The organism is Shewanella sp. 5S214 (assembly GCF_041439795.1).
Lineage (GTDB): Bacteria > Pseudomonadota > Gammaproteobacteria > Enterobacterales > Shewanellaceae > Shewanella > Shewanella vesiculosa.
The window spans coordinates 176,548-192,619 of record NZ_JBGOOV010000004.1 but is presented as its reverse complement, the minus strand read 5'-3'; the positions used below and the strand labels follow the sequence as shown (position 1 = coordinate 192,619).

14 protein-coding genes are annotated in these 16,072 nt (G+C 42.0%); 7 read left to right on the top strand and 7 right to left on the bottom strand.

Going from position 1 to position 16,072, the window contains the following annotated elements; translation table 11 throughout:
* Positions 1-254 precede the first annotated feature (254 nt).
* From ACED29_RS04240 to metB, 4 genes are all read right to left on the bottom strand, one after another.
* Positions 255-740: a VOC family protein gene (locus tag ACED29_RS04240; RefSeq protein ID WP_124015143.1), complete on the bottom strand. Its 486-nt coding sequence runs from the start codon at positions 738-740 to the stop codon at positions 255-257.
* A gap of 347 nt (positions 741-1,087) precedes the next feature.
* Positions 1,088-1,684: a 3'-5' exonuclease gene (locus ACED29_RS04235; protein ID WP_371697126.1), complete on the bottom strand. Its 597-nt coding sequence runs from the start codon at positions 1,682-1,684 to the stop codon at positions 1,088-1,090.
* A gap of 474 nt (positions 1,685-2,158) precedes the next feature.
* Positions 2,159-4,552 carry a bifunctional aspartate kinase/homoserine dehydrogenase II gene (locus ACED29_RS04230; RefSeq protein ID WP_124015145.1) on the bottom strand — a complete coding sequence of 798 codons (2,394 nt, stop codon included), beginning with the start codon at positions 4,550-4,552 and terminating at the stop codon, positions 2,159-2,161.
* A 140-nt stretch (positions 4,553-4,692) separates the two neighbouring features.
* Positions 4,693-5,862 (bottom strand): cystathionine gamma-synthase, encoded by a 1,170-nt coding sequence (gene metB / locus ACED29_RS04225; RefSeq protein ID WP_371697125.1) that lies wholly within the window; start codon positions 5,860-5,862, stop codon positions 4,693-4,695.
* A 207-nt stretch (positions 5,863-6,069) separates the two neighbouring features.
* On the opposite strand from metB, the gene metJ reads away from it, so the two are divergent.
* The 5 genes from metJ to ACED29_RS04200 all read left to right on the top strand — a co-directional run bounded on the left by metJ (position 6,070) and on the right by ACED29_RS04200 (position 11,277).
* Positions 6,070-6,384, top strand: coding sequence for a met regulon transcriptional regulator MetJ (metJ, locus tag ACED29_RS04220; protein WP_011638970.1), 315 nt, complete (start codon positions 6,070-6,072; stop codon positions 6,382-6,384).
* 194 nt (positions 6,385-6,578) lie between these two features.
* Complete coding sequence (locus tag ACED29_RS04215) at positions 6,579-7,316, top strand: sulfite exporter TauE/SafE family protein (RefSeq protein WP_182696767.1); 738 nt, start codon at positions 6,579-6,581, stop codon at positions 7,314-7,316.
* 309 nt (positions 7,317-7,625) lie between these two features.
* On the top strand, positions 7,626-7,955 hold the full coding sequence (locus tag ACED29_RS04210) for a cytochrome c (RefSeq protein ID WP_124015148.1): 330 nt from the start codon (positions 7,626-7,628) through the stop codon (positions 7,953-7,955).
* A gap of 152 nt (positions 7,956-8,107) precedes the next feature.
* Positions 8,108-9,820, top strand: coding sequence for a DUF3373 domain-containing protein (locus ACED29_RS04205; protein ID WP_371697138.1), 1,713 nt, complete (start codon positions 8,108-8,110; stop codon positions 9,818-9,820).
* 62 nt (positions 9,821-9,882) lie between these two features.
* Entirely contained in the window at positions 9,883-11,277 is a 1,395-nt protein-coding gene (locus tag ACED29_RS04200; RefSeq protein WP_182696768.1) for a tetrathionate reductase family octaheme c-type cytochrome, read from the top strand.
* A 92-nt stretch (positions 11,278-11,369) separates the two neighbouring features.
* Here ACED29_RS04200 and ACED29_RS04195 read toward each other — a convergent pair whose 3' ends face one another.
* From ACED29_RS04195 to ACED29_RS04185, 3 genes are all read right to left on the bottom strand, one after another.
* A complete protein-coding gene (locus ACED29_RS04195; protein WP_371697124.1) occupies positions 11,370-12,350 on the bottom strand; it encodes a pseudouridine synthase in 981 nt (326 codons plus the stop codon).
* A 111-nt stretch (positions 12,351-12,461) separates the two neighbouring features.
* Positions 12,462-13,040, bottom strand: a complete 579-nt coding sequence (locus ACED29_RS04190; RefSeq protein WP_124015151.1) for an LON peptidase substrate-binding domain-containing protein — start codon at positions 13,038-13,040, stop codon at positions 12,462-12,464.
* Between the two features lie 213 nt (positions 13,041-13,253).
* Entirely contained in the window at positions 13,254-14,309 is a 1,056-nt protein-coding gene (locus ACED29_RS04185; protein WP_182755414.1) for an alpha/beta hydrolase, read from the bottom strand.
* Between the two features lie 105 nt (positions 14,310-14,414).
* On the opposite strand from ACED29_RS04185, the gene ACED29_RS04180 reads away from it, so the two are divergent.
* Together ACED29_RS04180 and ACED29_RS04175 are read left to right on the top strand one after the other, a co-directional pair.
* Positions 14,415-14,876, top strand: a complete 462-nt coding sequence (locus tag ACED29_RS04180; protein WP_182696771.1) for a YhcH/YjgK/YiaL family protein — start codon at positions 14,415-14,417, stop codon at positions 14,874-14,876.
* A 219-nt stretch (positions 14,877-15,095) separates the two neighbouring features.
* A complete protein-coding gene (locus ACED29_RS04175) occupies positions 15,096-16,019 on the top strand; it encodes a manganese-dependent inorganic pyrophosphatase (protein ID WP_273057872.1) in 924 nt (307 codons plus the stop codon).
* The last annotated feature ends 53 nt before the right edge of the window (positions 16,020-16,072 follow it).

The following is a 16,072-nucleotide window of genomic DNA, read 5'->3' as shown; positions in this document are numbered from 1 at the left end:
GCCATCTGCATATGTCTGCAAGCCTTTATCAAATCACGGTGTGATAAACCATCAAACTGACAATAAATGAGTTTCTTATACGGTTAATAAAAAGCGAGTGTTACTCTGATGAAGCTGGTTAGCTTATTTAATCAGTTGATATATTTTAAGTTTCTCTGCAAAAATGCTCAAAAGTAACCTCAGAAATGTTTCCCATGACATAAAAAAGCTACCATCTAGGTAGCGTTAAAGTAATACGGATATCGTTAAACAAATTACTCGTAATCAGTAGAGTAAGTTTCTTCATAGCTGTGCGAGTAAAGTTCAAACAAGTTGCCAAACGGGTCTTCTAAGTAGACCATTTGTGCTAGCTTACTGTCATCTTCTGGGTGGTAGCGCATAATGTCCATTCTTACTTTACCGCCATATTGCTCCGTACGCGCAATAGCGCCTTCAAAGTCATCTGTTTGCAAACAAAAGTGGAAGATACCAAGACGGGTAAAATCAACTTCGTGACGTTGTTGACGGTCGATCATTTCAAACATCTCCACACCAATACCGTCAGTCGTGACTAAGTGTGCAATGTTAAAGCCTTTAAAGCCTTCACCAAAAACGGCCACACACATTCTGCCAATAGCAGTTTTACGTTCTTCTTGAACCTTAGTGTTACCCATCACCACTCTTAGTCCCAGCGCTTTAGTATAAAACTCAACCGCTTTATCCATGTCGCCAACCATCAAACCTACATGATTCATTTTCATAACTTACTCCTAAATACTATTGATTCGTCTTTGTTCGATGGCGTAATCTTACGGCGGACAGTGAATGAATAAAAATTATCAAAACTTATCTAGTTGATAATTTAAATTTATAACACTTTGATAATCACAAAATAGAGATTCTCAAGCAATGATGTAGCTTTAGCCAATAAGACAAATTCAACACAGCAAAAAAGTTTGAGAACCAAAGAGTAGAAATCAAGCAACGGGTTTAATAGGTGAGTGATTAAGTGCAGGGAACTTGATGACCCCAACTAATTGTCAACAAGCTTATTTACTTAGCCAAATAAGCTAATGTTGATTATTGATTGGTGAGAGGCTCATATTCTTTAGGGAGATGAATGGCTCTGTCTTTCTATTTCGAGATCAATTAATAATGCGCTATGTGCATCATTTGCGGCGTATCTTTTCTGATGATCGTGTAAAGGGAATATTGACCAATTGGATTGTTGTGCACTCTTAGATAGCCGTTGATTAAAAAACATCGCAACCGCAACTCTAGCGCCAACGCGTTGTTTAACTTGCGCAAAACGCATCACCTTTGAAGAGAGTTCTTCTGTATTGATTAATTTAATGCCAAATTTTCTAAAAAGAAGTTTTTTATCTTCTTTCAATCCAAAACCTACCTTCTTTATTGTCGGGTCAGATAATATTTCAGCGATTGCAGTAAAGTTTTCATAAAATTTTGTAGGAAATAAGAATACTTTAAATTTTGTGGCTATCTGGATTAAATGAGGTCCATCACTGACCTCACCTTTTACAAAACAAGGTTTGCTCTCTGTATCAAACCCTAAACAAGAATGAGTTCTTAACTCCGCTATTGCATTTATAGAGTCGGCTTTGTTTGTAACGACGATAATATTCTCTAAACTAATACCGTCATAAAGGGGTAAATCTCGAATTTGTTCCTTTGTTGGCCTTTGCATTGGATATCCTTTTGCCCAGAGAGTCAGTACTCATGTGTGGCGATATTGATAAGAGCATAAATCGCTAGTTGGCTTTATCCATAACGGTAATGCTAACTAACATTGAGGCCGTTGAAAACTTCCCATAACAGAATAGGTGAGCAGTAGGATAAAACCCTGTCGCGAAGTGTTCGCTTTCCAGGAAATGTTGATCGGTCGCTAAGAGTTTGCAAAAGAGTATAAGCGCTCTTCCCCTTTACTCTGTTATGAGCCAAGCACCACTAAGCTGGCCATAAGTACAAAGCAATAAATAATAGTGCTGGATTCCGGCTCACAAGCATTGCCGGAATGACTAAATAGTAAAATATCAAAATGACTAAATAGTGAAGTGTCGGGCTGACTAAATAGTGAAGTGTCGGAATGACGTTGATGGCCGCAGGCCAAAAAAGCTAAACCCCGGCTCCAAAGCGTTACCGGGATGACAGCTTAATTGACTTACTCTTGTAACAGGTCTTTGCAGATATGCACTAAATCGGACTGCACCGCTGCAGCAGTCACCTCACGCCCGGCCCCTGGTCCGCGGATAATCAAAGGGTTACCTTGGTAAAACGTACTGCGAATAACAAACACATTATCGCCTGGGGTTAAATTGGCATAAGGATGATGATTATCCACCCACTGCAAACTCACTTCAGCTTGTAACTTACCTTCCACTTTATCCAACGAAGCCACATAGCGCAGTACTTTATGTTGCTCTGTTGCGGCGACATATTGCTGCAACAAACCATCATCTAATTCACTGATGCGTGATAAAAAGTCTTCAAGTGATAACTCTGCTAAGGCTTTGGGCACTAACGAGTTAAGACTGATATCATCTAATTCTATCGCCAAACCAATCTCGCGCGCCAAGATTAACAACTTACGTTGCATATCGCGGCCCGACAAGTCATCACGCGGATCAGGTTCTGTAATACCTAAACTTCGAGCGTGGAGTACTAATTCAGAAAACGGTTTACTGCCGTCATAATTTTCGAACAACCAACACAAGGTGCCGGAAAATATGCCACCAACGGCCTCAATTGTGTCGCCACTGTTACGTAAATCATTTAATGCATGTTGTATTGGTAAACCGGCGCCACAACTCGCGTTATAACGCCAAAACAAGCGACGATTACTGAGTTGCAGTTTTAATTCGCGATAAAAAGGTAATGGCCCAGAGCCGGCTAATTTATTCGCGCTCACCACATGAATTCCGCGGGCAAATAACTCTGGATATTGTAAGGTTAACGCTGCACTGGCACTGATATCGAGTGCGACAATTTCATCGCATGATAACAGTGCCAACTGATCAAACAATTTGTCATAATCCCATTCAATGCCGTGCTGCTGATAATCTTGTTGCCATTGCTCGAGATTAATGCCGTCATTAGAGATTAAGGCTTTTTTCGAGCCGACTAAACCCACTAACTCAACAGTAGCCTCAAGTTCGTGATCCAATGCAGGGCTTGCGCGTTTAAATAAATCAATCCAAGCCTCACCTATATTACCCACGCCCAACAATAACACTCCGATGCGCATTCTTGGCCCAGCGCAACGACGATGCACTTTCTGAGTCAATAAGCTCACTTGAGCTTGCGGCACTAAGGTGACTAAACTCAGTGAATCTTGATAAACAGGTTTAGCATCGCGGCTAAGTAATCGGGCAAAACTGCGTCTAAAGTGATGCGCATCAGCACTGACAAGGGCCACTAAACCTAAATCAGTTTGGGCACTTAACTCGTCAATACCAAACTCACTGCTGTATTGCGTCAATAAGGCCTGTACTTGTTTCTGGCACTCTAGGGTAAGCGCAAGTTCAATCTTATTCTGTGCTAGCGACCAGTAAGCTAAAGGCGTAATGCCAACGTTATCTAAAATAGTCAGTAACGGCTCAATGTCAGCGTTCATTTTAAAACTAAACAACACCACTTCATTTAAGTTAGTCACAACGGGTGCACTGGCTGATGAACTCAGTGGAGCAATTAAGGTAAAGTCAGTGTGTGAAGCATAACTGGACCGCACGGCTAAACTTACGTGAGTATTAAACAATGGCTGTAAGGTACGTGAGTGCAACACAGGCGAGCCTAGACGAGCTAAGCGATCCGCTTCTGCTAGTGACATACTCTTGAGTAATTTAGCGTCATTAATTTTATTCGGGTCGGCGTTAAATACCCCTTCAACATCAGTCCAAATCGTCACACGCTCAATGTCGGCTAAACTGGCAATTAAGGTAGCACTAAAATCTGAACCATTACGGCCCAACAATAACGTATCACCATGACGATTAGCACAAATAAAACCTGTAATAACTAAACGCTCTTGCGGATGCAAAGCGAGTAAGGCTTGTACTTTTTCACGCGATTGCGCCACTAAAATATTGGGAATAGCACCTTCGTCTGCAACCAAAATAGAACACGCATCCACATGAGTGGCTGTTACACCCATTTCTCTCAGCAATGCGGCCATAAGGCGTGCAGACCAACGCTCACCAAAACTGACCACTTGGTTTAATTGGTAGTCATTACGCTGCTCTAAAGACAATAAACTGACTAATTGCGATTTGTCAGTCGACAGGCGCTCACGTAGGTCACGAGCCAGCTCATTTGATAATAACTGTTCAATTAATGTCTGCTGATAACTGATCAGCACTTGAAGCTCTTCTTGCCATAACTGACCGCTGTCACGCAGAGTGAGTAATTTGTATAAAAAGTTAGTCGTTTTGCCGGCGGCCGATACCACAACTAAATCATCACTTTGACCATGTGTAAGCAAAATATGGGCAACACGGCGATAGCAATCTGCATCCGCTAAACTTGAACCACCAAACTTATGTAAATGACTTCGCGTCATTACTAACTCCTTAAACAACTAAGACTTTTATTGCGACAGCTATACTTCTAATTTGAAATAAACAGTGTGGCAAGTGCATATTTTCTATTTTACTTTATTTGGCCGGAACCACAGCAAACTTAAACTCGAATTAAGCCAACTCAAGCTGATTTTATCGCAGTAACAGCGGCGAGACCGGCTTGAATATCCGCGAGCAGGTCATCTGCATCTTCAATACCGACAGATAATCTCAGTAAAGTGTCTTTAATACCAGCCTGTTGCCTTGCCTGTGGGTCCATTGCACGGTGAGTCATGGTGGCAGGAACAGCAACTAAACTTTCCACTCCGCCTAAACTTTCAGCAATACTAAACAAAGATAATGCCTGTAAAAAGGCCACCACTTCAGCTTCGCCACCGGTTAATTCAAAACTTAACATAGCGCCAAAACCTTGTTGTTGTTTTGCGGCAATTTCGTGACCCGGATGGTCTTTTAGCCCTGGGTAATACACCTTGGCAACCACATCACTGGCATTGAGTAATTCTACAATTTTTTGCGCATTACGTTGATGCTCACGAATGCGGACTGCCAGCGTTCTTAAGCCACGTAAGGTTAAATAGCTATCAAAAGCAGAACCGGTTAATCCAAGGGTATTTGACCACCAATGTAATAATTCACCCACTTCAGCATCTTTAGCCACCACAGCGCCACCGACCACATCACTGTGACCATTAATGTATTTGGTGGTTGAGTGAATAACGATATCGGCCCCCAACAATAAAGGTTGTTGTAATATTGGCGACAAAAAAGTGTTATCAACCGTCACTAACGCGCCAACCTCATGGCAAGCGATACTGATCGCATTAATATCGACTACCCGCAGTAATGGATTTGATGGCGTTTCTAACCAGACCATTTTGGGATTTTGCGCTATCGCGTTGCCCAGCGCTTGCGCATCAGTTTGATCAACAACCAATAACTTAAATTGACCTTTTTTGGCCAGGTTAGTAAATAAACGGTAACTGCCACCATAACAATCGTGCGGCACAACCAATAAATCATCTGGGCCCAACAAACTGGTCACTAAGGTAATGGCCGCCATACCGGTACATGTCACCACACCAGTTACACCTTGCTCAAGTTTTGCAATCGCCTCACCTAATATACAACGCGTCGGATTACCTGAACGGCTGTAGTCAAACTCGCGAGGATTAGTGTGGCCATCAAATGAATAATTGGTCGATAAATAAATCGGCGGCACAATAGCACCATGTTGTGTGTCTATTTCTATACCCTGGCGAACGGCCAAAGTGGCACTTTGATACTGAGTCATAATTGATTCCTAAAAAGTCACAAACACACAATAGATGTCTAGACGTCCAAATTTACCGAAGAGTTCCCTCCGAGTCAACCAAAATAGACGTTTAGACGTCTAAACATCGAGAAATCTATTTGCATCGGGATTAAATAGTAGCAATAATTTGACTAGAGATTGTAACGGTTTAAAATCTGCAGCGTATTTATCGTTAAGGGTAAGTTAATGACTGAATGGAATGGCGAATATATCAGCCCATATGCCGAACACGGCAAAAAAAATGAACAAGTAAAAAAAATTACGGTTTCTATCCCTTTAAAAGTATTAAAAGTACTGACAGATGAGCGGACGCGTCGCCAGATAAATAATCTGCGCCATGCAACTAACAGTGAACTGCTATGCGAAGCATTTTTGCACGCGTACACAGGTCAACCATTACCTTATGACGGTGATTTATCAAAAGATCAGCCTGATAGCATTCCAAGTGAAGCGAAAAAGTTAATGGATGATATGGGTATCGAATGGGAAGAGCTCGAATAACCTACAGGTTAATGAATCCCTCACCGACTTTAAAACTGCCCATTGATACCAATCCTTATTGAAGTTTGCTCTTTTAGCGAAAATGATTAGCGTGGTATTCGAGGCAGTCTTTTAAAGGCAAAGTTGCTGTACGCCTAAAATAGATCCAATTTCAATGTGGATTGCTATAAGCAGTAATATTTTAAAGAGAAATTATGATGTCATTTATCGATCCAACCACTTTGATACTGGCATCAATTATTGTATTTTTTGGCGCGCTAACCCAAAGCTTAATTGGCTTTGGGTTAGCCGTTGTAGCAAGCCCACTGCTGTATATTGTTAATCCTCAATTAGTTCCCGTTCCTATTATTGCCATGGGTTTTGCAATCTCTGCAATGACCTTGTTTAGAGAGCGCGGCCACCTACAGTTTAATGGATTACAATATGCCTTACTTGGACGTGTTCCAGGAGGATTTTTAGGTGCTGGGTTATTACTGTTTGCACCACAAGCCATACTAGGCTTGGTGATTGCAGCAATCGTGTTTATTGCCGTTATCCTAAGCGTCTTTCGCTTTACCGCACCAATCAATCGCATCAGTTTATTTATCGCTGGGGTATTTTCGGGCATATTTGGCAATATCGCTGCGATCGGCGGCCCACCAATGGCCATTTTACTTGCCGGTCAAGATGCCAGTCAATTTAGGGCGGCGCTATCAGCCTTTTTTGTCTTTAGCTCATTAATCGCATTGGCTATTTTAGCCGTTGTCGGCTTAGTTGAAGTAAAACATTTATGGCTATCACTGCTATTACTCCCCTCAGTCATTGCTGGCTACCTTGTCTCTGGTCGATTAATTGGCCGTGTCGATAAAGAGAAAACCCGGGCTGCGACATTAATATTGTGTAGCATTAGCGCAACAATATTAGTAATAAAGTCGACAATCGCATTAATTTAACGCCACTCACTGATTCTCTTTATCAAATGACCTTCCAATAAACAGGGCTGCGCATTATTTTATGTGGCTGAATCCCTGTCACTAAACGTTAATTTATCCTCTAGCAAACTATTACCCTCTAGACAATAGATCTGCATCACACCAACTCCATTAGATTTTTATCAATTAACTTTTTTTCAATTAGTTTTTTCTCATGGATATGATCTACTTCAAATTAACACTACCCCCTTTTAGGTAACATTATTTACAGCAAAACAATAAATATATGTTGCTAAGGCACCAGCCATAAAAAGCTTTGTAGAGGATAAAATGATGAACATTTACGTTAAAGTTGGTATTGCAATCGCGATTGCATTTTCTCTTGGTAGCCAAGTAATGGCTGCAGAAGGTGGTAACCCTAAAAAAGGTAAACATCTTTATAAAAAAGAATGTAAAGCTTGCCACAGTGCCAATAGTGAAGGCAAAGAGCTCACCCCTATGACCAAAACCATGAGCCAGTGGGATCGCTTTTTCACCCGTGATATGCATAAAGCCAAACCTGCTGTTTTCGAGGCGCTATCAGAAAAAGACTTGAAAGATATTCAACAGTTTTTATATGACCACGCAGCCGATTCAGACCAACCAGCAACCTGTGGCTAAGTCATTACAGCTTAGGGCCTTGTCGTCTTAAGCGTCAACATCAGCCAATAACCAAACTGACAAAATAGTGAGGCTTAGCCTCAGGGATTTTTACACCAAAAATTTGCCACATCAGCTTATACATTTGGCAAGTTTAGGGGGAGAGAAAGATGATGAGAACTCTGATATCAATACTTGTAGCTAATGCGCTTTTCATGAGCGGCGCTAGCTTAGCGGCAGACACCGATGCACAAAAAATTGCCGATCTTAAACAACAACTGGCCACCATTACCGAAGATCTTGACGACTTAAACTCACGGGTTGATAAAACTGAGCGCCATACGGCACTGGACAGAGTGTCCATCACTGGTGACTTTAGAACCAAAGCACACTCATTACATTATCAAAATGTCACATGGAACCCTGCCATGAACGTTAACTTTTCTGATTTTGGCGCGAAAGCCATGTCAGGAGCATTTGGCGATCCAAATAGTGCCACCTCACCATTGGGCCAAATGATGATGGCTAATCCTGATTTAGCCAGCGCGTTTCAAAGCGGTATGCTGCAAGGCATTATGCCAATGGTGTTAGGCCAAAAAACCCAACAAGATATTAATAACGACATATTTTACACTACCCGGTTACGCCTAAACATTGATGCCAAAGTATGGGACAACGTCAGCTTTGCCGGACGCTTAACCATGTTTAAGAGTTGGGGAGACTCAGCTGGGGTTAAAGTATTCGACTCGTGGAACTCATTCACCATGGATGGCACCAGTAGCGGTAGCACCAGTGGTGATGAGTTAAAAGTAGAGCGCGCCTATTTTAACTGGAAAGATATTAACGATAGTGGCGTTTACCTCTCTATTGGGCGTCGTCCTTCAACCTATGGCCCACCAAGCCATTATCGTGAAAATGAACTCAGAGGCGGCACACCGTCAGGCCACTTAGTCAATTTCAACTTCGATGGTCTTACCTTAGGTTACAACTTAGGTGATATCACAGGTATTGAAGGGCAAACTGTACGTTTTTGTTACGGTCAAGGCTTTGAGTCACAGTACGGTAATGGCGAATTGTTTGGTGACATCATCACTAAAGACACCCACCTCGGCGGGTTTAATATCGACTTGATTAATGACGGTAACCATTTCTTACAGTTCACCTTATTCGGTGCTAAAGATGTCAATGATGGCTTTACAGGCACCATGGCATTCCCAACTCAACTGGCAGGCATCTTTGCCCCAACCATGTATCAAGACATGCAAAAATTTGACAACTTTAACTTCGTCACCCGCGTGCAACCAAGCGGTGTGATTGGTGATATGTACTTAGGTGGACTTGGTTATGCCTATGAATCCGATGACGATATGAAAGTGTTTGCTTCACTCGGCTGGACTCGTGCAGAACCTAACGGCAATGCCGGTTTATTCGGCGGCATGTTAAGCGATGCGGTATTTGAAGCCGAACTTAATAGCACAGGTACTGAAATCATTATGGTGCCAAAAGAAACCGTTGATAGCGACACCAAAGACGGTTATGGCATTTATGTGGGTATGCAAATCCCTGCCCCCTTCGGTAAATTCGGTTTGGAATATAACTACGGCTCTAAATACTGGAGTCCCTTCACCCAAGCACAAGACGACCCAATCGGCAGTAAGTTAGCCACCCGCGGTCATGTTGCCGAAGCCTATTATATCTTTGATATTAATCCAAAAATGTTTATCAAGTTAGCCGGTTTGTATTACGACTATGAATATACCGGAAGTGGCTCACCAGTGGGTGCTCCTCAGAAAATTGACGATGTGATTGCCGGTAGTGCCTACTCAATGCTGCCTGTGGTTGACACTGCCTATGACGTCAATGCCTCACTGACCGTTAACTTCTAACACTCACTTAACCTTCTAACTTGGCCCCCCTGAGCACAAGCTCAGGGGTAAGGACAAACACCATGAAACTATTATCAGCACTGGCTGTATTACTGTTATTAAGCAGTAGTGCACAGGCTGCCTTTAACCACAAAGAGGCGTTACAAGGGCCTTTTACCAGCGGCACCGAGGTGACAACACAATGCTTAACCTGCCATCAAGAACATGCAGAAGAGTTTATGAAATCTTCCCACTGGACTTGGGAGTTAGAACAAAAACTGCCAGGTCGCACTGTTAAAAGAGGCAAGAAAAATAGCATCAACAACTTTTGTGTGTCGATCTCTGGCAATGAACCACGTTGTACCAGTTGCCATGCGGGTTATGGTTGGAAAGATTCTACATTTGATTTTAAAGACATGACCAAAGTCGATTGCTTGGTATGTCATGACACAACAGGGACGTACATTAAAGATCCAGCTGGTGCAGGTGAACCGTTAGCCAAAGTCAATTTAACGAACGTAGCACAGAATGTGGGAGCGCCCGTGCGTGATAATTGCGGCAGTTGCCACTTCTACGGCGGCGGTGGTGATGCCGTTAAACATGGTGATTTAGACTCATCGATGGCTTACCCAGACAAGGCAACCGATGTCCACATGGACACCGACGGTAATGACTTCCAGTGCCAAACTTGTCACGTCACTGAAAATCATCAAATCAGCGGTAACGCTATGGGCGTATCACCTGGTGGTGAAAACAAAATTGGCTGTGAAAACTGCCATGATGCCGCGCCTCACAAAAATAAAAAGCTTAATACACATACTGCAACAGTAGCGTGTCAGACCTGTCATATACCGTCATTTGCTAAAAATGAACCCACTAAAATGCGTTGGGACTGGTCAAAGGCAGGACAAGATCTTCCTGAAACTACAGACCAATATGGCAAGCACACCTTTATGAAAAAGAAAGGCAGCTTTATTTGGCAAAAAGACGTTCCACCACAATACGCTTGGTTTAACGGTCACGCAGATGCCTACATGGCGGGCGACAAAATTGATCCAACTACAGTGGTAAAATTAGCTTTTCCATTAGGTGATATAAAAGACCCTAAAGCTAAAATCTATCCATTTAAAGTGCATACAGGTAAGCAAATATACGACACCGAACTCAATATATTACTGACCCCTAAAACATACGGTAAAGGTGGTTACTGGACTGACTTTGATTGGGACTTAGCGGCCAAGCTGGGTATGGAAGCGAACCCAACCATGGTAGAAAAAGGACTTAAGTACAGCGGTAAACATGGTTTTGTTGAAACCGAAATGTGGTGGCGTATCAACCATATGGTGTCACCAAAAGATAAAGCATTACAGTGTAATGACTGCCATAACAAAGGCCAACGTTTAAACTGGCAAGCCCTTGGTTATGATGGCGACCCAATGAAAAACAGCAAAGGGATTAAGCACGCTAAAGCAGAATAAAGTCGCATAAATCTCTAGTGTAAAAGACGAGTATCAAACCCAAAACCGCCATCAACATATTGATGGCGGTTTTTTTAGTCGTTAAAAATGGACTAAAAAGCTAAACCTTGGCACTGGAAATCTTGTTCAATACCACTGACAGGATCAATAAAACGCAAGCGTTTAGCCAATAACTGTAATGGTTTATCAAAATTATCCGGCCCTTTAGGTTGTAACACCGGATAAAAGCGATCATTGATGATAGGCATGCCCAGACTCAGCATATGTACTCGTAATTGATGAGTTTTGCCAGTAATCGGGCTTAACTCAAATAATCCTAAATCACCTTTTACTGCCACTAAGCTGATTTCAGAATGGCTATTGGCCTCACCTTCAATCACCTGCATAGTAAAGCTTGGGTTAGCTGGGGCGATACGATTTTTCACCGTCCAGTGGATAGGTAATGCACAGCTATTATCAGCTAATTGAGTCAATAATTGCGGGGTTATCTTTGCAATGGCCTGATAGTTTTTAGTGATGTTGTCATCTAAAAACAATTGATGATAAGCATGCCGAGTTTGCGGATTGAGTGTCATTAACATCACCCCTGCGGTGTCCTTATCGAGCCGATGAGCGGGTGCAACAGTGTCAATTTCTGTCGCAATACGTAATCGATGTACTAGGCATTCGTTAACGTAATTACCACCTGGCGTTACAGGTAAAAAATGCGGCTTGTAGACGATAATGGTATGACTGTCTTGATACAGTACTTGCTCTGCAAACGGCACTTGCGTTTCGGCTAACACTTCACGGTAATAATATACCCGCGCAGTAGCTTGATAAGCACTGTCAGCGGTAATTAATTCACCATTTAGCCAATGCACTTTGCCATCGTTAATCCGCTGCTGCCATACACTGATATCGATTTGCTGAAAATGATCGACCAAAAACTCCAACACAGTTTGGTATTGCTTGCCCGCTAACTCAGTCGCGCGTGGTAACACAATATACGAAGGTTGAGCGGCAATGGCGGCGGTTGCTGTTTTGGAGGCTAGTTGAGTGTGACTCTTGCTATAGTTTGCTGAATTAGGCATAAATAACTTGGCTATATGAAGATAACAAATGGCAAAATGATAACGCTATCTTATCAGGCTAGGCCCAGATTGTATCTTGATTATCACTATCTCAATAAGCCACGTCATGCGTCATACATCCACATGCGATTTAAGCAACTGCAGGACAAAATCCATGGTTTTATGGCAGTTAGGTTGCTCGACAAGAATCAACTTATCGCGATTATACATAGGTAAGACTTCTAACCAACGCTGACTAACCCAAGTAGCATCTTCTAAATGAGTTTGTGAATACAATTCCAGTAAATCTGGATTCACTTGATAAAATTGATCCAGTGCGGCACTGATAATTTCAAACTCGCCCGCAATGGGTTCATGATCCCAATTAGCACAAGGAAGCGCGCGGGCTATCCAGCAACCGTCGCGTTTTTTTGCTGCAGATAATATTTTAAGCCGCTGTAAACCTTCAATAATAATGCTTAAAGAGCCATCATCTAACTGGTTGAAATCAATGATATTACATTGGGTAACGGCAATGTAACAAGGCGGCTCACTATTGAGTTTCAATGGCGCGAATGCTAAGCCATAGTGGCCTTTGAGTACATCGGCAACCATGCGTAAATCGCTCGGTGTCACCACTCGAATTTCAAGTCGACCACCTGGCAATAACACTCCATCTTGGATAAGTAATGCCACTTCTTTTGTTTGCATAACAGCCTCCTACACCATAGGTGAAGTTACTGAACTAAAGTCAAATCAATAAGACAAGTGTAGCAGTGGTTAATATTTCAACAACTTAAGCAGTGTAAATAATGCTTATTACCGACGGCACCAGCCATTTACACTTGGTCTTATTTCAATAGACCTAGTTCAATAAGACTATCTTTCACAAACAGCACAAAAAACACTCAGAGAGTGGCCACTTTACAAACGTTCAATACGATCCATTATCGTGCCAGAGGCGACTATCTCGGCAAATTCATCCGCTAATATTTGACTTTGTTGTACACTTTGCTGCCAATAAGCAATACGAGTTGGGGTATCTAAATGCTTAAAATCTTCACGGTCTGGAATTTTACTAAAGGGTAAACTGGCAATAAATTGCTTACTCGGTGCTAAAATTAAGCCATTGTGGTAATTGGCTTTGGCTTTGCGCCATAAAAGGGATTTATCAAACCAGCCGGGGCTCATATAAGGATAAAAGTGCGGATATAAACTCAAGCCAGTTGCTGCGGGTAATGGCATATCAAAATGGTAATCGGTAATGCCGCCATCGTAATAATGGCCTTTTGGCGATCCTTGCAGGTCTTTAACCGGATCAAGCAGCAACGGGATCGATCCACTGGCCAATAGTCCATGACGAATATTGTCTTGGGTTAATTCAACATGCTTAGTCGGCAAATCTTTTAAGCGCCTAAAAGGTGATGCATCATCTTTATGGCTCAGAATTACCCGCTCAAAATGCCAACCTAAGCTTTTACGATTAACCACATTACTCACAGCCGCCATCGACAGCCCAATCATTAAGCCAAACTTGGCCTGAATGCGATTTAAATGCCGAGCGCGGCACGCCACCATATGATGACGAATTAACGGATTAGCAATAATATCAGCACCTTGCTGCTCACCCAGAATACCATCCACAATGTGCAATACTTGGGCACTGACTTGTTCACGCGTTGGTTTTTTTTGGTAATCTTGATGGATATAAAAATGTTCTAATCTTTCATAAGCCGCTAAGGGATCTTGTTGTGCCATACAAGATAAGCGCCATGCGCCCGACGAGGCGCCCATGGTATAGAGTGGATCTTGGCGTTGTTTAAAAAACTCACTAAATAAATATTTATCTAAGCCCGCTATCGCCAACCATTTAGGCCCGCCTGAAGCAGCAAAAATCTGGGTAAATAATGATTGTTGCAAGCCGTTCGCTTCAAGTTGTTCGTAAGCAGTTGGTCCAGCAAGTAAACGTAATGCAGGCAATGTACAATCCTTCTTATATTTGTAATGCTGATATCTTGCTAAAACTGTATGCTTTAACGCTAACACGCTATGATGTTTTTGTGATTATTATCTTACGGAATTTTTATGATTGTTGATACTTTAACTAACCGTCACCTATATACGTCACTCAGCCCGAGATTAGCCAAAGCCTTAGCCCATCTTGCCGAGACCGACTTTAGCCAACTTGAGGTAGGAAACTACCCAATCGAAGGCAAAGATATTTTCGTTATCATTAATGATTATGAAACTAAACCCAAAGAAACAGAGCCATTTGAAGTTCATCGTCAATATATTGATGTGCAATATGTGGTTAGCGGTGAAGAAGAGTTTGGCTATTTACCTTTAGCCAACCAAACCCCTTCTAAGCCATATTTTGATAAGCATGATTACGCCGAATTCGATTTTCAATCGAACCAAGATGACGCAGCATTTATTCCGCTAAAGGCGGGGATGTTTGCGCTATTTTTCCCTGGTGACATTCATATGCCTGGTACGAGCGCAACCCCACAGAAAGTCCGCAAAGTAGTCATTAAAGTTCGAATTTAATGGCCTTACATAAAAGATAGCTAAGTTCATATGTGCTATTTTAGGTTATAGAATACAATAGGCCTTGAGACTCTTAGCTTGGGGCTTTTTATTAATGGATGACTCAAATCATTAGTAATAATACTCCGGTGATGCGCTAAACAACTCAAGTGGTATTTTTTAATGCTATCAGGATTAATCCTTGTTAAAATCATGGTAACTTTATAGGAGAGTGTTTCAATGGCAATGTATGTAGTGGGTCACAAGATCCCTGATTCAGATTCAATTTGTGGTGCAATCGCATTAGCATATTTAAAAAACCAAATCGGTGAACCAGCTATTGCTGCCCGTTTAGGTGAATTATCACCAGAAACCGCATTTATTTTAGAGAAATTTGGTTTTGAAGCACCTGAATACAAAACCAGCTATGCTGGTGAAGAAGTCTACATTGTTGACCATTCAGAAATTACTCAAGCACCAGATGATATTGCTCAAGCGACTATCGTCGGTATTGTTGACCACCACAAATTAGGCGATCTCACCACTTCTACTCCGCTAGAATGTTGGATTCGCCCAGTGGGTTGTAGCAACACAGTGATCAAAATGATGTACGATTTTTACCAAGTAAAAATTCCAGCAAACATCGCTGGCATCATGATGTGCGCCATTTTAAGTGACACTGTCATTTTCAAATCACCAACCTGTACCACTGCAGACATTCGTTGTGTCGAAGCATTAGCTGAAATAGCGGGTGTTGAAGACTTTAAAGAAGTCGGCATGGACATGTTTAAAGTAAAATCAGCAGTTGAAGGCACGCCAGCACGTGACCTAGTTATGCGCGATTTTAAAGACTTCAACATGAACGGTAACTTAGTTGGTATTGGCCAATTAGAAGTGATCGACTTGGCTGTATTTGACGACATCAAAGCTGATTTAGAAGCTGATATAGCTAAATTGAAAGTCGAAGGCAATCGTCACAGCGTATTATTACTGCTAACCGATATCATGAAAGAAGGTTCAGAAATGTTAGTGGTTTCTGATTCAGCAGACTTAACCGAGCGTGCTTACGGTAAGCCTACCGTTGATGGCCGCGTATGGTTAGACGGCGTATTAAGCCGTAAAAAACAAGTTGTACCTGCACTACAAGATGCGTTTGCAAAGTAAGTCGTGGTAAAAAATTCAATAAAAAAGCTGAATCAATTGATTCAGCTTTTTTT

Excerpts from the sequence above, each read along its gene's own strand:
- ACED29_RS04195 (WP_371697124.1), bottom strand. The coding sequence starts at position 12,350 with ATGCCTAATTCAGCAAACTATAGCAAGAGTCACACTCAACTAGCCTCC.
- ACED29_RS04240 (WP_124015143.1), bottom strand. The coding sequence starts at position 740 with ATGAAAATGAATCATGTAGGTTTGATGGTTGGCGACATGGATAAAGCG.
- ACED29_RS04205 (WP_371697138.1), top strand. The coding sequence starts at position 8,108 with ATGAGAACTCTGATATCAATACTTGTAGCTAATGCGCTTTTCATGAGC.
- ACED29_RS04235 (WP_371697126.1), bottom strand. The coding sequence starts at position 1,684 with ATGCAAAGGCCAACAAAGGAACAAATTCGAGATTTACCCCTTTATGAC.
- ACED29_RS04230 (WP_124015145.1), bottom strand. The coding sequence starts at position 4,552 with ATGACGCGAAGTCATTTACATAAGTTTGGTGGTTCAAGTTTAGCGGAT.
- ACED29_RS04180 (WP_182696771.1), top strand. The coding sequence starts at position 14,415 with ATGATTGTTGATACTTTAACTAACCGTCACCTATATACGTCACTCAGC.
- ACED29_RS04175 (WP_273057872.1), top strand. The coding sequence starts at position 15,096 with ATGGCAATGTATGTAGTGGGTCACAAGATCCCTGATTCAGATTCAATT.
- metB (WP_371697125.1), bottom strand. The coding sequence starts at position 5,862 with ATGACTCAGTATCAAAGTGCCACTTTGGCCGTTCGCCAGGGTATAGAA.
- ACED29_RS04190 (WP_124015151.1), bottom strand. The coding sequence starts at position 13,040 with ATGCAAACAAAAGAAGTGGCATTACTTATCCAAGATGGAGTGTTATTG.
- ACED29_RS04210 (WP_124015148.1), top strand. The coding sequence starts at position 7,626 with ATGATGAACATTTACGTTAAAGTTGGTATTGCAATCGCGATTGCATTT.
- ACED29_RS04215 (WP_182696767.1), top strand. The coding sequence starts at position 6,579 with ATGATGTCATTTATCGATCCAACCACTTTGATACTGGCATCAATTATT.
- ACED29_RS04200 (WP_182696768.1), top strand. The coding sequence starts at position 9,883 with ATGAAACTATTATCAGCACTGGCTGTATTACTGTTATTAAGCAGTAGT.
- metJ (WP_011638970.1), top strand. The coding sequence starts at position 6,070 with ATGACTGAATGGAATGGCGAATATATCAGCCCATATGCCGAACACGGC.